The 17559-nt window shown below is 71.7% G+C and carries 17 protein-coding genes; 8 read left to right on the top strand and 9 right to left on the bottom strand.

The window, feature by feature from the left end; genetic code table 11:
- Positions 1–5 precede the first annotated feature (5 nt).
- From ACFY2A_RS22435 to ACFY2A_RS22450, 4 genes are all read left to right on the top strand, one after another.
- Positions 6–989 carry a sugar phosphate isomerase/epimerase family protein gene (locus ACFY2A_RS22435; protein WP_387174295.1) on the top strand — a complete coding sequence of 328 codons (984 nt, stop codon included), beginning with the start codon at positions 6–8 and terminating at the stop codon, positions 987–989.
- A 251-nt stretch (positions 990–1240) separates the two neighbouring features.
- Complete coding sequence (locus ACFY2A_RS22440) at positions 1241–2317, top strand: sensor histidine kinase (protein WP_387174296.1); 1077 nt, start codon at positions 1241–1243, stop codon at positions 2315–2317.
- A complete protein-coding gene (locus ACFY2A_RS22445) occupies positions 2314–3015 on the top strand; it encodes a LytR/AlgR family response regulator transcription factor (protein ID WP_387174298.1) in 702 nt (233 codons plus the stop codon). Before ACFY2A_RS22440 ends, ACFY2A_RS22445 begins: the two co-directional genes overlap by 4 nt.
- An 81-nt stretch (positions 3016–3096) precedes the next feature.
- Positions 3097–3975, top strand: coding sequence for a TolB family protein (locus ACFY2A_RS22450; protein WP_387174300.1), 879 nt, complete (start codon positions 3097–3099; stop codon positions 3973–3975).
- A gap of 360 nt (positions 3976–4335) precedes the next feature.
- Here ACFY2A_RS22450 and pdxY read toward each other — a convergent pair whose 3' ends face one another.
- The 6 genes from pdxY to ACFY2A_RS22480 form a co-directional block, all read right to left on the bottom strand.
- On the bottom strand, positions 4336–5187 hold the full coding sequence (pdxY, locus tag ACFY2A_RS22455; protein WP_387174302.1) for a pyridoxal kinase PdxY: 852 nt from the start codon (positions 5185–5187) through the stop codon (positions 4336–4338).
- Positions 5188–5315: 128 nt separating this feature from the next.
- Positions 5316–6281 carry a zinc-binding alcohol dehydrogenase family protein gene (locus tag ACFY2A_RS22460; protein ID WP_387174304.1) on the bottom strand — a complete coding sequence of 322 codons (966 nt, stop codon included), beginning with the start codon at positions 6279–6281 and terminating at the stop codon, positions 5316–5318.
- Positions 6281–6643 carry a hypothetical protein gene (locus tag ACFY2A_RS22465; protein WP_387174306.1) on the bottom strand — a complete coding sequence of 121 codons (363 nt, stop codon included), beginning with the start codon at positions 6641–6643 and terminating at the stop codon, positions 6281–6283. The genes ACFY2A_RS22460 and ACFY2A_RS22465 overlap by 1 nt, the downstream gene beginning before the upstream one ends.
- Positions 6640–7530 (bottom strand): extradiol ring-cleavage dioxygenase, encoded by an 891-nt coding sequence (locus tag ACFY2A_RS22470; RefSeq protein ID WP_093405773.1) that lies wholly within the window; start codon positions 7528–7530, stop codon positions 6640–6642. The genes ACFY2A_RS22465 and ACFY2A_RS22470 overlap by 4 nt, the downstream gene beginning before the upstream one ends.
- A 12-nt stretch (positions 7531–7542) precedes the next feature.
- The gene (locus ACFY2A_RS22475; RefSeq protein WP_387174308.1) at positions 7543–8331 is read right to left on the bottom strand and encodes a citryl-CoA lyase; all 789 of its coding nucleotides are present in this window, start codon (positions 8329–8331) and stop codon (positions 7543–7545) included.
- Positions 8328–9518 carry a CaiB/BaiF CoA transferase family protein gene (locus ACFY2A_RS22480; protein ID WP_387174310.1) on the bottom strand — a complete coding sequence of 397 codons (1191 nt, stop codon included), beginning with the start codon at positions 9516–9518 and terminating at the stop codon, positions 8328–8330. Before ACFY2A_RS22480 ends, ACFY2A_RS22475 begins: the two co-directional genes overlap by 4 nt.
- A gap of 193 nt (positions 9519–9711) precedes the next feature.
- On the opposite strand from ACFY2A_RS22480, the gene ACFY2A_RS22485 reads away from it, so the two are divergent.
- The gene (locus ACFY2A_RS22485) at positions 9712–11169 is read left to right on the top strand and encodes an amidohydrolase family protein (RefSeq protein ID WP_387174312.1); all 1458 of its coding nucleotides are present in this window, start codon (positions 9712–9714) and stop codon (positions 11167–11169) included.
- Positions 11170–11200: 31 nt separating this feature from the next.
- On the top strand, positions 11201–12049 hold the full coding sequence (locus ACFY2A_RS22490) for an IclR family transcriptional regulator C-terminal domain-containing protein (RefSeq protein ID WP_387174314.1): 849 nt from the start codon (positions 11201–11203) through the stop codon (positions 12047–12049).
- Positions 12050–12099: 50 nt separating this feature from the next.
- Here the strand turns inward: ACFY2A_RS22490 and ACFY2A_RS22495 are convergent, their stop codons facing one another.
- The 3 genes from ACFY2A_RS22495 to ACFY2A_RS22505 all read right to left on the bottom strand — a co-directional run bounded on the left by ACFY2A_RS22495 (position 12100) and on the right by ACFY2A_RS22505 (position 16382).
- Positions 12100–13104 carry a MerR family transcriptional regulator gene (locus ACFY2A_RS22495; protein WP_387174315.1) on the bottom strand — a complete coding sequence of 335 codons (1005 nt, stop codon included), beginning with the start codon at positions 13102–13104 and terminating at the stop codon, positions 12100–12102.
- Between the two features lie 6 nt (positions 13105–13110).
- The gene (locus tag ACFY2A_RS22500; protein ID WP_387174317.1) at positions 13111–13779 is read right to left on the bottom strand and encodes a HEAT repeat domain-containing protein; all 669 of its coding nucleotides are present in this window, start codon (positions 13777–13779) and stop codon (positions 13111–13113) included.
- Positions 13780–13934: 155 nt separating this feature from the next.
- Complete coding sequence (locus ACFY2A_RS22505; protein WP_387174319.1) at positions 13935–16382, bottom strand: M14 family metallopeptidase; 2448 nt, start codon at positions 16380–16382, stop codon at positions 13935–13937.
- A 328-nt stretch (positions 16383–16710) separates the two neighbouring features.
- On the opposite strand from ACFY2A_RS22505, the gene ACFY2A_RS22510 reads away from it, so the two are divergent.
- On the top strand, positions 16711–17034 hold the full coding sequence (locus ACFY2A_RS22510) for a hypothetical protein (RefSeq protein ID WP_387174321.1): 324 nt from the start codon (positions 16711–16713) through the stop codon (positions 17032–17034).
- A gap of 41 nt (positions 17035–17075) precedes the next feature.
- The gene (locus ACFY2A_RS22515; RefSeq protein ID WP_387174323.1) at positions 17076–17555 is read left to right on the top strand and encodes a hypothetical protein; all 480 of its coding nucleotides are present in this window, start codon (positions 17076–17078) and stop codon (positions 17553–17555) included.
- The last annotated feature ends 4 nt before the right edge of the window (positions 17556–17559 follow it).

Genomic DNA, 17559 nt, shown 5'->3' on the forward strand with positions numbered 1-17559 from the left:
TCATTATGTGTTACGGCTACGACGGGATGGCCGCGCTGCGGCGTTCCGTCCTCGACCGGCGGGGCCTGTTACGCGGCTCGGTGGCCGCGATGGCCGGTGTCGGCCTCGCCACGGCGGGGGTGGGCGCGACGGCCGCCGCCGCCGGTCCCAAACACGGTCCCGGGCATGGACCCGGTCCCGGGCACGGGCACGCCGGTCGGCGGCGGGTGCCGCCGGGGCTGATCAGCATTCAGCTGTGGACGGTTCGTGACGCGCTGAACGGCGAGCCGGGGTACGACGCCACCCTGCGGCACCTCGCTCGGATCGGCTACCCGAAGGTGGAACTGGCGTTGGGCTACTTCGGTCGCAACGCCGCCCAGCTGCGTCGCTTCCTGGACAGCATCTGCGTCAAGGCCACGTCCAGCCACGACGGGATCAGCGAAACTCCTGCCGCGTTGCGGGAGAAGATCCGCAACGCGGTGACGCTGGGTCAGAAGTTCATGGTGGTGCCGTACCTCTACTCGGAGAACGCCGACGACTGGAAGCGGTGGGCGGAGCAGATGAACGTGGAGGCCGCCGCGGCGGCCCGCGCCGGGCTGCGCTACGGCTACCACAACCACGCCCACGAGTTCACAATCGACCTCGGCGGCGGTCGTACCCCGTGGGACGTCCTGACCGAGGAACTGGATCCCCGGCTCGTCCACCTGGAGATCGACATCTACTGGGCGGTCACCGGCGGCATCGAGTCCGGCGACGGTGTGACCGACCCTGAGGGCTTCACCCTGGACGTCATCCGCGCCGCGCCGCAGCGGGTGCTCCAGTACCACGTCAAGGACCGGCACGCCGCCGACGGCGACATGGCCGACCTGGGCACCGGGATGATCGATTTCGCGCGGATCTTCCGGACGCACTCGGTGCTGGAGTACATCGTGGAGAACGACACTCCGGACGTGACGCCTCAGCACACCGCCGAGGTCGGCTACCGCTACCTGCGCAACCTGCGGTTCTGACGAGTCGCCCGGGCGTCAGGGCCGGCCGTGACGGGCCCTGACGCCCGGACACACTCCGGAATCTCGACCGGGATGACCGCCGTAAGGACCGGCTCAAGGACTCCATCGGCGAGGCCTACGTTGCGCAGCTCAGCAGGGCCAGCAGCGGACTCAACGACGCTGCGGCCGAGGCCCCCTCCGGCCGACGATGGCGGGCGGGGTTTCTGGGATCGCACTTGTCCGACCGGTGGCGCTGCCCCTACGTTCACGGTATGGCGCGCCGGCTGTCACTGTGGATGGTCTGCGCGACGGGGTGGTGGCTCGGGTACGGCTGGATCGCCGCCCGGAACTACCAGCAAACCACCGCGGAGTGGGGCATCTACGTCCCGTGGTCGGAGGTGCTCACCGCCGAGCTGATCACGGCCGTGCTGTGGATCCCGCTGACCGTCCTCGCTCTCGCCCTGGCGGCCCAATTCCCCCTCGGCCGGCCGACCCCGCTCGCCCTGGGTGTGCATCTGGCCGGGCTGGCGGTGGCGGTCCTCGGACGCTCGTGGGTCGTGCACCGGCTCGACGAGTGGTTGGGCTGCTGGCCAGCCTTGCCGCTGCTCGCCGAGTTGGCCATCGACCAACGCCAGGAGCACGCGTTCACGTACGCGTTGCTGATCGGGGTCGGTCACGCGCTGCACTACGCGGCGGCGCACCGGCGGCGCGAGGCCGAGCTGGCCCGCGCCGAGCTGGCCCGGCTGCGCGCACAGATCCGGCCGCACTTCCTCTTCAACGCGCTCAACGCGATCGCGGCGGTGGTGCACGAGGACCCGGACCGCGCCGAGCGCATGGTCGTCAACCTGGGGACACTGCTCCGGCAGGCCCTGGAGCACGGCGACGACCGGCCGGTGCCGCTCTCCGCGGAACTGGAGCTGACCCGCTGCTATCTCGACATCGAACAGCAGCGCTACGGCGGCCGGCTCCGGGTGTCCTGGGATGTCTCCCCCGACGTGGCGGAGGCACTGGTGCCGCCGCTGGTGCTTCAGCCGCTCGCCGAGAACGCCGTCCGGCACGGGCTCGCGCCCCGGGCCGGCGGCGGCCGGGTGCGGATTGTCGCGCACCGCGAGGGTGACACGCTGCGTCTGGCGGTCGAGGACGACGGCGTCGGTCCGGGTGCCAGGTCCGGTTCGGGTGGCATCGGGCTGGCCAGCGTCCGTTCGCGGCTGCGCGCCGCGTACGGTGCCCGGATCGAGTTGACGGCCGGCGTGCGGCCGGGTGGCGGGTTCCGGGTGCTGCTGCGCGTGCCGTGGCGGTCGGCGGGCGCGCAGCAGGTGTCCGCGTCGTCCACGGCGGGCGTGCGGTGATCCGGGTCCTGGTGGTCGACGACGAGCCACCGGCCCGCCGACGGCTGATCGCGCTGCTCGGGCACCATCCGGATGTCGCCGTGACCGGTTCGTGCGGCACCGCTGACGAGGCGGTGCACACGATTGCCGCGGACCCGCCGGACGCGGTCTTCCTCGACGTGGCGATGCCGGGCGGGGACGGCTTCGCCGTGCTGGACGAAGTCGCCCACCCACCGGCGGTGGTCTTCGTGACCGCGCACGGCCAGTACGCTACGCGGGCCTTCGACGTCGCCGCGGTGGACTACCTCGTCAAGCCGTACCACCGGGAACGGCTGGCGATGGCGCTGGACCGGCTCCGCGTGCACCTGCGGCAGCATCGGCCTGCGGTCGGGCGGCTCGCGGTCGGGACCGGCGGACGCACCCACCTGCTCGACCCGGCGGAGGTGGACTATCTGCGAGCCGACGGCAACTATGTGCGCGTGTACGTGGGCACCGCCAGCTACCCGGTGCGGGCCACCCTGACCGGGCTGCTGTCCACCCTGGATCGCACCGCGTTCCTGCGGGTGCACCGGTCGCTCGCGGTCCGCCTGGACCGGGTGCGTGACGTGCAGACCCTGCGCCACGGCGAGCTGGCGCTGCGGCTGCGCACCGGGGCGTTGCTGATTTCGGGACGGGCCTACCGTGACGAGGTACGGCGGGCACTGGGCCTGCACGCCTGACCGCTCCCGTTCATCCCACACCCGCTCCCACCCGTCACGCCCGTGGGCCGAGGTCGAACCGTGCGGCGGCACGATCGGCCCATGCGTGAATACGTGGCGTCGATGGTGACAGTGGCACTTTTGGGATGTCCGGGTGGCTCCGGGCCGTGGGGCGATCCTCCCGACACACCCGAACCGGTCGTGCCCGGCGTCATCTCGACCGACGCGTACGAATGGCGGCTGGCACTGACGCCGGATTGGCGGACGGTGTACTTTCCGCGCAGCGAGGGCTTCTTCCCGGCCACCCGGCAGGCGACCATCATGGTCTCCCACTGGACGGGTAACGGTTGGACTGCACCGAGAAGGGCACCGTTCTCGGGACGGTACCCGGACATGGATCCGGTCCTCAGCCCCGACGGGCGGACCCTGCACTTCTCCTCGATCCGTCCGGTGAACGGGCAGGAGCGGACCGACGCGGACCTGTGGCGGGTACGGCGTACGCCCGGTGGTGGGTGGGGCGAGCCGGAGCATCTGGGAGCGGTCAACAGCTCGGCCGACGAGTTGTACTCGTCGGTCGCCGCGGACGGCACGCTCTACTTCGCCAGCGATCGGGCGGGCGGCCTGGGCGGATGGGACATCTACCGAGCACGACCGCGACCGGGCGGTGGGTACGGCCCGGCGGAGAATCTGGGCGCGCCGGTCAACACGGCCGGCTGGGAGTTCAACCCGACGGTCACCGCGAACGGTCGGATGCTGCTGTTCACCGGGTTGAACCGGGCCGGCGGTGCCGGCAACGGCGACATCTGGGCCAGTCGCCGGGTAGCGGACGGCTGGTCGGAGCCCACGGGTGTCGGGCCGGTGGTGAACACGGCAGCCGACGAGTACCACCCGTCGTTGTCGCCGAACCAGGACCGCCTCTTCTACGTCGTCGACGGGGACATCCACCAGGTGGCGATCGACGCGCTGGAGCTGCCCCGCTGATCATCCTGGTCGCGCCGAACCGATCGTCGCGGTCAGTCGGCGAGCCGTCGATCCCACGGCTGCTTCCCGGAATCGGGGGTGGAAGCCGCCGCTGAGGCCCGCGGACAGGTACCTGTCCGCGGGCCTCAGGTCGGATCGGGTGGCGGGCTCGGGTGGCGACCCCTCCGCGGCGACAGCCGACCAACGGCCAGCTGAGCTTGACTGTACGTAACAGTCACGTTCCGGATAGAGGTCTCCCAGTCGCAGGATGACCGTTGTCGACACTTTGCTCTGCTTCACCCCACGCAATGGCTCCTGAGCAGGCCCGACAGCCGCCGGGCTGGTGGCACCGCCGCCGACCGATCGACCACGCGGACTGGCCTATCGCAGTCGGCGGGCGGGGAAGCGCGTCGGTGGGTCGGCGATGGCGGCCTGGGCGGCGATCAGTTGGAGTTCCCGGGTGCCGGCCGCCAGGGTGGCCTCCAGCACCGCGAAGATCGATGCGGTGGTGCGTTCCAGCGCCGTGGCGGGCGAGCCCGTCGTGGACAGGTGCGCCAGGTACAGGGCGGCGGTGACGTCGCCGCCGCCGTTGGGGGTGATCGGCAGCAGCGGGGTGGTCACCGCCCAGGCGCCGGCGTCCGACACGGCCACCACCTCCAGCGAGCCTGCCGGCAGGTCGCCGTGCAGCACGCTTGTCACCAGGACGTGCCGGGGCCCGGTCGCGCGTACCGCGTCGACGGCCGCCAGCAGGTCGTCGATCGTGTTCGTCGGGCGGCCGGCGAGGAACTCCAACTCGAACTGGTTGGGGGTGACGATGTCCGCCCGCGGCACCACCACGTCGCGCAGGTACTCCGGGATGCCGGGCCGGACGAACATGCCCCGGCCGACGTCGCCCATCACCGGGTCGCAGCAGTAGAGGGCGTCCGGGTTGGCGGTCTTGACCAGGGTCACCGCGTCGAGGATCACCGCACCCATCGCCGGATCCCCCTGGTAGCCGGAGAGCACCGCGTCGGCGTCGCCGAGCACACCACGGTCGGCGATGCCGGCGATCACCTCGGCGACGTCGGCGGGGGCCAGCAGCGGGCCGCGCCACGCGCCGTAGCCGGTGTGGTTGGAGAAGTGCACGGTCAGCACCGGCCAGACCTCGTGGCCGAGCCGCTGCAACGGGAACACCGCCGCCGAGTTGCCGACGTGACCGTAGGCGACCGAGGACTGGATGGACAGGATCTTCACCGTCACATCATGGCGGTCGGCGACCCTCGATGGGGCCGGGGTCCCGCTACCCAGCCGCGGCGGCAGCCGGGCGACCGGGCGGCGCTGAGCCGACCGGGCGGTAGTGAGCCGACCGGGCTGGTGGCGGCTCAGCGCCTCGGCATGGTCAGCACGATCCGGCCGGCTGCCCGACCGTCGGCCTGCCGGGTCCACGCGTCGGCGACCTCGGCCAGTGGCACGGTCTCGTGGGTCGCGGCGAGTCGGCCGGCGGCGACGTGGTCGGCGATCTCCCGGATCGCCTGCGCCCGTTGCACCGGGTCCAGTTCGTTGTTGGTGTAGCCGAGGATGCGCAGGGAGCGGCTGCGTAGCGTCGCGGAGTCGAAGGGTGCCTGGTCGCCGGCCGAGCTGCCGAGGTTGACCAGCCGGCCGTGCGGGGCGAGGGTGCGCAGCGCCGCGGCGGCCGGTACGCCGAACAGCGGGTCGAGCACGACGTCGGCCGGCCCGTCGCAGGCGTCGACCAGCCGGCCGGCGAGGGTGTCCACGTCGTCGGTGTCGGCGAGGGGCACCACGGCGTCGGCGCCCAGCAGCCGGGCCCGTTCCCGGGCGGCGGCCGACCGGGCGGCGGCGACGACCCGCCGGGCGCCGTGCAGCCGGGCCAGTTGCACGGCGGCCTGACCGACGACGCCGCCGGCGCCGAGGATCACCACCTGCTCCCCCGGGCTCAACTCGCCACGCCAGGTCAGTGCCATCAGGGCGGCCACCGCGGAGAGCCCGAGGGCCGCCAGGATGGTGTCGACGCCGTCGGGCAGGACGACCACGTCGGCGTACGGCACGACGCAGTGTTCGGCCATGCTGCCGTCGCCGGGACGCATGCCGGCCGCCGTGGCGAACCACACGGGCGTGCCGTCGTCGAGGTGACCGACGCCCTGGACACCGGGCACGTACGGGGTGGCGGGCGGGCCGAAGTACGAGGTGCCGGTGGCGCAGAGGACGTCCAGCGGGGTGATCGGGGCGGCGGCCACCCGGACCCGCACCTGCCCGTCGCCGGGTCGCGGTGGTTCGCGACGTGCGACGGCGGGCGGGCGGCCGCAGGCGGTGATGACGGCGGCGTCCATCAGGTGGCGATGTTCGGGTACGGCAGCGAGAAGTGCGCCAGCCGGCGGGCGTACTCCTTCTGGAACCCCAACGGTTCGGGGTGGTCGCGTTCGAACATGGCGATGAACAGGGTCAGGGTGAGAAACGGGTGGGCACCCAACTCGAACAGCTTGACGTAGTCGTGGGTGGTCAGCGCCTCCCGTTCGATCTCGTCGAAGCGTAGCCAGGTGCTCGCCTCGGGGACGTGACAGTTGAGGATCTGGTTGGCGCGTTCGGCCTCCCACCAGGTGACCGTGCCGCGCGGGTCGTCCCGGTAGCGCTCGACCAGGTCGGGGTCGCGGTCGACGGTGTAGAGGAACTTGTTCAGCAGGTACCTGCTCACGACGTCACCGTCCCCTGGTCGCCGCCCGCCGGCACCCCGTCCGGATACCAGGTGAAGTACGCCTCCATGGTGTGGAACAAATCGAGCGTGTCGACGTAGTCGGCCTTCGCGCCCTCACCGGCGACGCCCATCATCAGCATGAAGTCCATGAAACCGTGGGTGGCGTTGCCGGGGGCGTGCAGGCTGTCCAGGGTCACCTCGGACAGGCAGCCCTCCAGGTCGCCGCTGGCGATCCACTCCACCGCCCGGCGGTCGAACTCCGGGTCGGGGCCGTGCGGGCCGAACTGCCGTGGCCCGCCCAGTTCCAGCGACAGGTGTCCGGTGCCGACGACAGCGACCCGCTGGTCGCCGGGCCAGGACTCGACAAGTTCGCGGATGGTCCGGCCCAGTTGCACGAAGCGTTTCGGCTGCGGCAACGGCGGGGCGAAGATGTTGGTGTAGACCGGCACGATCGGCAGGTCGGCCTCGGGCCGCAGGGTGATGATCGGGCAGGTGATGCTGTGGTCGATGCGCAGCTCGTTGCTGTACGCCAGGTCGAAGCCGGCGTCGAGGCCCTCGCGGAGCAGGTACGCCGACAGGTCCTCCTGGCCACGCAGCACCATCCGGGGCAGGCCGAACTCGCGTTCCTCGTTGTACCAGTTGGCGTCGTAGAACGGCGCCTTGCCGATGAGGAACTGCGGCATGTTGTCCAGCCACAGCTGGTGGAAGTGGTCGGAGCCGACCATCACCAGCACGTCCGGCCGGGCCCGGGTGAGCGTCTCCCGGAATGCGGTGATCTTGCGTACCCATTCGTCGGCGAAGGGTGGCCGGTCCTCACCCTGGGCGGTGCTGGCCCGGTAGTAGAAGGGGTGGTGGGTGGAGGCGATGACCGCGGCCAGTGTGGCCATGGACGGCTCCTCTCAGGACGGGTCGGGCGTGGTGTAGGTGGCGTTGCGGTCGACGGTCAGGTAGACGTCCATGCCGATCGGGGTGCGGCGTTCCTCGGCGAGGTGCCCGAGCAGGCCGGCGGCGCGGGCCAGCAGCGCGAAGCCGCGCAGCAGGTCGACCGGCAGGCCCAGGTCGGCCATGGCCGCGCCACACACCCCGGCACCGTTGAGCGGCAGGGTACGGCCCAGCACCTCCGGGTGGACCCGACCGATCGCCTCGAACAGCCGCAGGTGCGGCCCGCGCAGCTTCTCCTCCTCGGCGATGCGGATCAGGACCGGCGTACGCGGGTCCTCGGTCTTGTGCACGGGGTGACCGAGTCCCGGGACCAGCCGCCGGGCGGACCGGGCGGCGGTGACGGCGTCGCGGGCCAGGTCGTCGAAGCCGGCGTCGTCGGTGGGCAGGGGGCCGTCGACGGCGGCGAGTGTGTCGGCGAGGAACCGGCCGCAGTCCTCGGTGACGCCGAGGAAGCGGGAGCCGCCGCCGAGCAGTCCGGCGGCGAGGGCTCCCTGAAGTGACTCGGGGGCGCTGAGGTAGGTCAGTCGGGCGGCGATGGCCGTCGGGGTGAACCCGTGGTCGGCGAGCGCGACCAGCACCGCCTCGAAGACGCGTACCTCCGACGGGGTGGGGCGACGCTGCGCGACCAGCCAGAAGGCGAGTTCACCGAAGCCGACGCGGCCCATCAGGTCGGCGGCGAGATCCTGGCCGAGCAGCCGGATGGTGCTGGTGTCGGAGGTGCCGATCGACGTCGGGAAGCTGGTCACGGCTGGTCCTGCCTCTCGGTGAGCCACGTACGGATCTCGGTGCCGTGCTCGTCGAGACCGGGCGGTGGCAGGTCGTAGCGGGCCGGGGTGGCGGAGAAGGTGATCGGGTGCCGGACGCTGGGTACCGCCCGGTCGCCCGCGCCGACCTCGACGACGGGGTGGAGGTCGAGTTCGTCGGCGAGCGCCACGCCGCCGTCGATGGTGTTGATCGGCGCGCACGGCACGCCCGCCGCGATCAGGTCGCGGAACCACTCGTCCTTGCTGCGGGTACGCAGCCGCTCCAGCAGCAGTGGGCGCAGTTCCTCGCGGTTGGCGGTGCGGTCCTGGTTGCGGCCGAAGCGTGGGTCGGCCACCAGCTCCGGTACGCCGAGCACCTCGCAGAGCTTGGCGAACTGGCCGTCGTTGCCGGCGATGACGACCAGTTCACCGTCGGCGGTGGGCAGTGGCTCGTACGGGAACAGGCTCGGGTGGGCGTTGCCCATCCGGTAGGGCACGGTGTCTCCGGCGACGTAGGCGCTGGAGTGGTTGACCAGGCCGGACAGCGCCGAGGAGAGCAGGTTGACCTCGACGTGCTGGCCGTCGCCGTCCGCGCCCCGGTGGTGCAGGGCGGCGAGGATGCCGATGGTGGCGTGCATGCCGGTCATCACGTCGAACACGGAGATGCCGGCCCGGTACGGCGAGCCGTCCGGGTCACCGGTGAGGCTCATCAGGCCGGAGATCGCCTGCACCATCAGGTCGTAGCCGGGCAGGGCGGCACCAGGGCCGGTGCCGAAACCGCTGATGGAGGCGTAGACGATGCGCGGGTTGGCGGCGGCGACCGTGTCGTAGTCGAGGCCGAAGCGGCGCAGCCCGCCCGGCTTGAAGTTCTCGATCAGCACGTCGGCGCGGCCGGCGAGGGCTTGGGCCACCGCCAGATCGTCGGGGTCGCGCAGGTCCAAGGCGATGGAGCGCTTGTTGCGGTTGATCCCCAGGTAGTAGGTGGAGACGCCGTCGCGTACCGGCGGCATCCAGGTGCGGGTGTCGTCGCCGCCGGGGCTCTCCACCTTGACCACCTCGGCGCCCATGTCGGCCAGCAGCATGGTGGCGTACGGCCCGGCCAGGATCCGGGAGAAGTCGGCGACCAGCAGGCCCCGTAGTGGACCACCGCCCGCCGTCGGTTCCGGTTCGCGTCCGTGCTCGACTGCCATCGACATCCCACTCCTGACCGCTAGGCGGACATCTGTCCGTGACTGCCGAGTATTCGAGCGGATGTGCGCCATGTCAACCGTTGACACCTCCGGGAAAAGGCACCCACACTTGCGCCCAACGTAGGTCCGCCCGCAGTACGGACAGATGTCCGCAGACGTGGGCCGGATTGACCACCGCTGGGAGTTGACCGCCATGAGCGCACCCGTATCAGGCCCGAGTCCCGACCGTCCCCTGCTGTTCCGCAATGCCCTCGTCCTGACCATGGACGACACACACCGCGTCCTGCCCGGCACCGACGTCCTGGTCGTCGGCGAGCGGATCGCCGACGTCGGCGTCGGGCTGGCCGCCCCCGACGGCGCCACCGAGATCGACGCGTCCGGTGGCATCCTCATGCCCGGAATGATCGACACCCACCGGCACATGTGGCAGACCGCGATGCGCGGCTACGGTGCCGACTGGACACTGACCCAGTACTTCGTCTGGTACTACCTGGAGTCCGGCAAGCTGTTCCGCCCCGAGGACATCTACGCCGGCAACCTGCTCGCCGCCATCGAGGCCATCGACGCCGGTGTCACCACCACCGTCGACTGGTCACACGGGCTGCAGAGCACCGACCACGCCGACGCCGCCGTCGACGCCCTGCGGGAGGTGCCCGGCCGATTCGTGCTCGCGTACGGCAACATCCAGCAGGGGCCGTGGGAGTGGTCGACGAGCCCGCAGTTCCGCGACTTCGTCGAGCGTCGTTTCCACAGCCGGGACGACATGCTCGGCCTGCAACTGGCCTTCGACGTCACCGGCGACCCGGCCTTCCCCGAGCGGGCCGCGTTCGAGGTGGCCCGGGAACTGGACCTGCCGGTCACCACGCACGCCGGGGTGTGGGGCGCGACGAACGACGACGGTATCCGGCTGATGCACGAGAACGGCTTCATGACCCCGTCCACGGTGTACGTGCACGCCGCCACGCTCACCAACGACTCGTACCATCGCATCGCCGCCACCGGCGGCTCGGTGTCGGTGTCGACGGAGAGTGAGCAGAGCGCGGGGCAGGGCTACCCGCCCACCTGGGCGCTGTGCCACCACGACATCCCGGTGTCGCTGTCGATGGACACCAGCGTCTGGTGGAGCGGCGACCTGTTCTCCGCGATGCGGACCACGCTCGGCGCCGACCGCTCGCGTGAGCACCTGGAGGCCCACGCCCGGGCCGACACCGTCACCCACTGCCGGCTGCGCGCCGAGCAGGTCGTCGACTGGGCCACCCGGGGCGGCAGCCGCGCGCTCGGCCTGGACGACGTGGTGGGCAGCGTGGCGACGGGCAAGAAGGCCGACCTCGTACTGATCAAGAACGACCGCTCGCCGGTGATGTTCCCGATCCTCAACCCGTACGGCCATGTCGCGTTCCAGGCGCAGCGCGGCGACGTGCACAGCGTGGTGGTCAACGGTCGACTGGTCAAGCACGACCACCAGCTGCTCGGGGTGGACCTGGCCAAGGCCCGCCGGCACGTCGAGCAGACCATCGACCACCTGGTCGGCGAGATGGGAGCCGAGGCCTGGGCCAAGGGCATGAACCCCGACATCCCGGAGACGAAGATCCAGGAGAACCCGTACACCTACACCGAGTGGGACGCCGGGTCGGCGCAGTGGAAGCATTGAGCGGCACGTGACCCTCGGAAGGCAGGCAGTGATGGCACGCGACGCCCGACCCGACTTCATCGAAGCCCTCGCTCGTGGCCTCGACGTCCTGCGCTGCTTCCAGCCCGGTCGACCGGTGATGACGCTCAGCGAGATCGCCGGTGCGACCGGGCTGGCCCGGCCGACCGTCCGCCGGATCCTGCTCACCCTCGAGGACCTCGGCTACGTACGCTCCGCCGAACGGGGCTTCGCCCTCACCCCCCGGGTGCTCGAACTCGGCATGACGTACATCAACGCCCTGGGCGTGTGGGAGGTCGCCCGGCCGCACATGCAGCGGCTCGTCGCCCAGACCAACGAGTCGACGTCGATGGCCCAGCTCGACGGCAGTGACATCGTCTATGTCACCCGGGTCGCCGTACCGAAGATCATCACGCTGGGGGTGAGCATCGGCACCCGCTTCCCCGCCCCCGCCACCTCGATGGGCAAGGTGCTGCTCGCCGCCCTGGACGAGGAGACTCTCGACCGGGTGCTCGCCGTGCCCGGCCGGTCCGGCATCACGCCCCGCTGGCAGCCCGACCGGGCCGCCCTCGACGCGTCGCTGCGCGAGGTGCGGGCCCGGGGCTGGGCCCTCGCCGACGAGGATCTCGCCCCGGGCATCCGGTCGGTCGCCACCGGCGTCCGCGACGGCCGGGGGCGGGTGGTGGCCGCCATCAACGTCACCGTCCACGCGGCCGAGACGTCGGTGCGCACCCTCACCGATGAGCACCTGCCGCGCCTGCTCTGCACCGCCGCCGACATCAGCCGGGACTGGGCGCTGCTCGACGCCGTGCCCAGCGCGCTCCAGGACGCGACCGTCGAGCCCGCCCCCGTTCCCGCCGCCCGGGTCGACGCCGGCACCTGACCTGTCGAGCTGACCGCACGAACGGATCGCGCCGGGCGACGCTCCCGCCGCTATCGCCCGTCGCGCAGCGTGAGCACGTACGTGGCGGTGAGCGCGACCGTGCGGTCCGCGTCCTGGGACAGCTCGGCGAGGGCACGCGCGGCCGTGGCACCGGGGATGTCGGCGAGCGCCTGGGTCAGCCGACTGCGTACGGGTGAGGCGACGCCGTCGGCGCCGAGGCGCGCGACGAGTCGGCCGGCGATCTGCTCCGCCAGGGCGGGCTCGCCGGCCAGCGCGGTCAGTGCGTCGGCCGCGTCGGCCTCGTTCGTCTCCTCGACGACCATCTCGATCAGGGTCGGGATCGCCTCGGCCACGCCACGTGCCCCGAGCGCGAGCGCCGCGTACCTGCGGACGACGAGGTCGGGGTGGGTGAGGGCGTCCCGCAGCAGCGCGGTCGCGGCACCGTCCGGGATCTCGGCGAGGGACTGCACGGCGCGTTTGCGTACCTCGGCGTCGGGTGCGTCGAGGCCCGGTGCCAGCAGCGCGGGTGCGCCGTCGGCCGATTGCGCCAGCGCCCAGCGAAGGGCGCCGGCGACATTCGGGTCCGACTCGCTCAGTACCGCCTCGACCAGGGCCTCCACCGGTACCGCTGCCTCGCCGGCCGAGGACAGGGCGGCGCGTTGGCGTCTCCCGGCGTGCTCCGAACCGAGGGCGTGGAGCAGGGCGACGGTCTGGAGCACCTCCGCCCAGTCGGCGGGTTGCGCGGCACCGATCCGGCGCAGACGGGTGAGCAGCTCCGTCTGCGCCGCGATCCGCTCCCGGGTCTGCTGGATCAGGTCCGCCACGAGCTGTGCGGGGGCGAAGCCGGGATCGTCGAGCGCCCGCCGGACCTCCCGCAGCGACAGCCCCAACGATCGCAGGCTCTCGATGTGGAAGATCCGCCGGATGTCGTCGCTGGAGTACTCCCGGTACCCGACGCCGCTGCGTCCCGTCGGCTCCACCAGGCCGAGCGACTCGTAGTGCCGGAGCATGCGGGCGCTGACCCCGGAGCGTCGGGCCACCTCACCGATCAACACCGCCGGTCACCGCCGCCGATCGTTGCCGCCGAGGGCCACCACGCGCGTCGCCTCCTCGATCGCGAACTCGAAGCCGGCGTCCGGGTCGCGCAGCAGACGCTCCGTGGCGCTCGCGTGCTGACGCACCCCGGTGTCGGGATTCCGCACCGCGGCCTGCAGGATCGGCGTGATCACCTCACCGAGCGCGATCAGCGCCCGGCTGAGGCTCAACTGCGTCTCCCGCCCACCGCGCCCGAACTGGGTGGCCAGCACGTCGGCGAGGGCGGCCTCGTCACCGTCGGGTACGAGGACTACCGCCGCCCGCCAGGCGCTGCGGGCCACCTCGTCGTCGGCGTCGGTGAGCAACGCCCGGCTGATCGCCGGCCACGCCCGCCGGTCCCCGATCTTGGACAGGGTGTGCAGCGCCTGGCTTCGTGCCTGGGCCGACGCGGAGCGCAGTTCGTCGACGAGTCTGGGGACGGTCAGTGCGGCCGGGTGGCGGGTGAGTGCCCAGGTGAGCATCTCGCGCACCGAGAACTCGGGCTCGACGGCGCACCGCGCGACGAGGGTGTCGATCGCCCCCGGGTCGGGGCTCGTGCCGACGGCCAGCGCCGCCCGCAGCCGCACCGACGGGTTACCGCTCTCCAGCCCACGCAGAATCCGTACCGCGTCCGTGGCCTCCTGTGGCTTGCTCATGCCAACCACCTCCCTCGGCACAGTGAAGACCTTGTCACTCTGTCAAGGTCAAGCCGTCCTCGCCGGAAACACCGGGAGAAGGTGGTGGCCGGGCCGGGTGCGCGAGCCCGGGGGGCCGCGACCGCTCGGCGGCGGTCGCGGCCCTCCGGACCGGGTCAGCGCTTCGGTGCCTTGACCTTCTGCTTGTTGTGGTTGTTGCCCCGGCCGTCGGGCTTGTAGTTCTTCTCCACGTTGCCGGCCGCGTCCACCGAGAACCAGTGCACGGTCGTGCCGGCGGGAATGGTGAGCGTCTCACCGCCCTCCCGGATGCCGGCCGAGCCGTAGAGCGTGGAGTCGTAGGTGGGTCGGCTCCGGTCGAGGGTGTAGAACACCGCCGCCGGTTCGCTTGTGGAGAAGGTCACGTCCACCATGCCCGGGGTGGCGCTCGCGCTCACCGACAGCGAGCTTCTCGGCCTCTTCCGGTCGGTGTCGAAGTCCCGCGCCACCCGCAGCATCTCGGTCAGGCCGTTGGAGAACTCCATCGTCTCGGCGTGCGCCTCGGCCCAGGCCGGTTGGAACGACGTGCCGACCTCGAAGTTCCAGGCGTAGATGCCGTACTTGTACCAGAGCATGTCTCCGGAGTTGCCGGCCGCCGAGTACAGCACGTCGGCGATCGGGCCGGTCCGGGCCGGGGTGACCGCCAGGTTGCGGTGCCGCTTGATGGCGGTCAGGATCCGCGACGACGCGCCCCAGAACAGCGACTCCTCGGCCAACGTCGGTCGGGGTGCGGAGACCCGGCCGGGGACGGCGTACGAGCCGGGCGACCACATGAAGTAGTTGCCGGACGAGTGCAGGTTCATCGAGAACGTGATGTTCGGCCGAGACGCCAGCCAGTCGACGTTGCGGTTCTCGGGCTCGGACAGCTCGCTCGGCCCGGCGTAGGTGCCGCTGGTGCAACTTGTCGACGCGCCCGCATAGCCGTCGAACAGGCTGTACTCGGTGTAGTTGCGGTTGTTGTCCACGCCCCACGAATTACGGCCGAGGAAGTCCGCCGACCCGTCCTGCGGGCAGTGGTTGGTCATGTTCTTGCGCTGGGAGTTGAAGTCGTAGAACGAGTAGTGCCCGCCGTCCGGGTTGACCGACGGAGCGATCCAGATGTCGAGGTTGTCGACCAGCTCGCGGGTCTTCCGGTCGTGCGCGTAGTTGCGCAGCAGCCGCTCGGCGGTCTCGATGGTGACCAGCGGCGGTACCCACTCCCGGGCGTGTTCCTGGGCGTAGGCGAGCACCCCGAGCCGGGAGCCGTCGCGGTGCTTGCCGATCCGGATGGCGTACACCGGATGCGGGTCGCGGGAGACCGAGGCCGGTGCGGCGAGGCCGTCGGAGAGCGCGGTCCGCGCGACCGGCGCGACCACGCCGGTGCCCGGGCTGCCCCGATAGGTGTACGCGGTCAGCAGCGTCCCCGCCTGCGCGTTGAGCGCGGCGACGACCTGCTCGGCGGTGCTGGTGACGGTGCCGCTGCCGTCGGTGGCGAGGTCGACGTGGACCTGGGTGCCGGTGACGGTCACCGTCAGGGGTGCGTCGGCGACGCCGGGGTCGGCGAGTTCGACGGAGATGTCGTTGCCGCCCTGGTGGCCCCAGGCCAGCGAGTCGACCGCGACCCGGCTGGCGTTCGCGGTGCCGAGCACGGCCTGCGCCTTACGCCGGTAGCCGTTGGTCCGGTACGGCAGCTCGACGATCTCCGAGATTTTCGGGTACTGCGCGGACAGGGCCTTGATCCGGTCGTACAACTCGGTGGGGGTCAGGTAGCTGGCCACGAAGTCCTTCATGTAGCCCGGCCCCTCGGGATCCTCGGGCGGGATGGGCAGCCACTCGTTGACCTTGGCCACCGCCACGTCACCACTCGGGCTGGTGATCCGCACGTACGCCGGACGGCTGGTCACCTGCGCCGCCCCCCGGTGGTAGAGGTAGACACCGGCGTCGACGAACCGGGAGATCGTCTGGGTGCCGCCGGAGCCGATCTCGGTGCCCGGCCCGCTGTCCCGCTCGACGGTCAACGGGCTGGCGTCGGTCTGGCCCTGCGCCCATTTCGCCTCGACCGAGAGCACCTGCGTGTCGCCGGAGGTGTAGTAGTCCGCCCGGATGATCGTGACGTCGGAGACCGTGGACCGGGCCGAGAAGTCGGCTGCGGCCGCGTACTCCCGGTTCTCGGCCAGGTGGGCGGCGATGGTGGCCTCCCGCTCGGCCACCCGCTGCGCCGCGTCGTCCGGGGTGTGCAGCACCTGGCCGAAGGTGAAGCCGGCCCGGGTCAGCGTGGCGACCTCGTTGCCGGTCACCACGGCGTGCACGACGATGCCGTCACCGGTGTGGGTGATGTGATGGTCGAGGTCGACGCCGGTGGCCACCAGGGCGTCCAGTTCGGCGCTGTCGGCCAGGATCACCTCGACCACGCTGGCCCGCTCGTCGGCGAGCCGGCCGAGGTCGGCGGGCGCGGTCACCGGCGCGGCGGCCTGCGGCACGATCGCCGCAGCGGGATTGACCAGCAACAACACGGCCGCGGAGGCGGCCAGGACGGTGGCGGCGGGCAGCTGGGGTCGCCAGCGCAAGCCCGTACGGACCTTGGACATGAGGCGGTCGCCCCTCTTCTCGGCGCGCGGCACGGAGGCAGCGGGTTCAGCGCGGATCCGCCGGGCCGCCCAGCCTGCGGGACGGCCACGGCGACGCGCTCGGCGGTCGACGCTGCCCGCATCGCCGATTACGCAGCGTCGCGCATCCGGGTCGTTGGAGTGATCGAGATGCCGACATCCTTCGCCCGCAGATAGGGATCTGTCAATCGTCGGCGGCCCCGCCCCCGGTGACCGCGCCCACCTCGCCCGACCGTCCCGGAACTCGTGTTTGACCTGCGTGCAGACTGGAGATCAAGAGCGTGAGGCTCGACTACGAGGGGGATCACGCGTGTCCGAGAACGCCACCGACCGGCACCACCACACCACCGACCGTCCGGCCGGGGTCACCGACCCACTGCTGTGGCGGCTCGCCCTGGACGTCGCCGACGCGCACGCACCGGGCGAGGACGGTGGCTGCACCCACCTGCTGTGCTCCGGCCAGAACTGGCCGTGCGAGCCGTGGCAGCAGGCCCAGCGGGCACTGAACCTCGCCCAGGGCGGTGCGGACGACGAGACCACGGCCCCTGCCTCCGTCCAGGAGGACAACTGGACGGCCCCGACGACCCGGCCGACCTGGTCGACGGACGGCTCCCACCACCAGTCCGCCGCCTGAGCGTGCCAGCCCGTCGAGGGCTGTCAATGTAACGTTGACGAGTGCCTGACCCGCTCGATCAACTCGCCGGCATCCCGGTCACCCGGGAGCGGCTTGACGACACCGAACTCGATCTCATCGACCGGGCCCGGCAGGATGGCGCGACCTGGAACCAGGTCGCCGAAGCCCTCGGACTGGGCAGTCGGCAGGCCGCCGAACAGCGCCGCCAGCGGCTGGCCGCCGCCCGTGCGGCTCGCCGGACCACCTCCGACAGACGCTGGCCAGCCGAGGTCGGGGCGTTACGCGCCCTGCTCGCCGAGCTGCGGCGCTGGACCGACGCCGACCGCCGCTGGGACGCTCGCTTCCCCCGGGCCGCGCTGACCCGCCGTACCATCGCCCTCGCCCTGGAGGCCGAGCCGGGCGCCCTGTTCGACCTGGCCGCGCGGATCCGCGCCGACCTACCGGTAGCCGATCCCGGCCTGCCAGTCCCGGTACGCGACGTCGCCCGCAACCTCACCATCGCCCTGTCAACCAGACGTTGACATT

The organism is Micromonospora sp. NPDC000442, from assembly GCF_042898635.1.
GTDB lineage: Bacteria > Actinomycetota > Actinomycetes > Mycobacteriales > Micromonosporaceae > Micromonospora.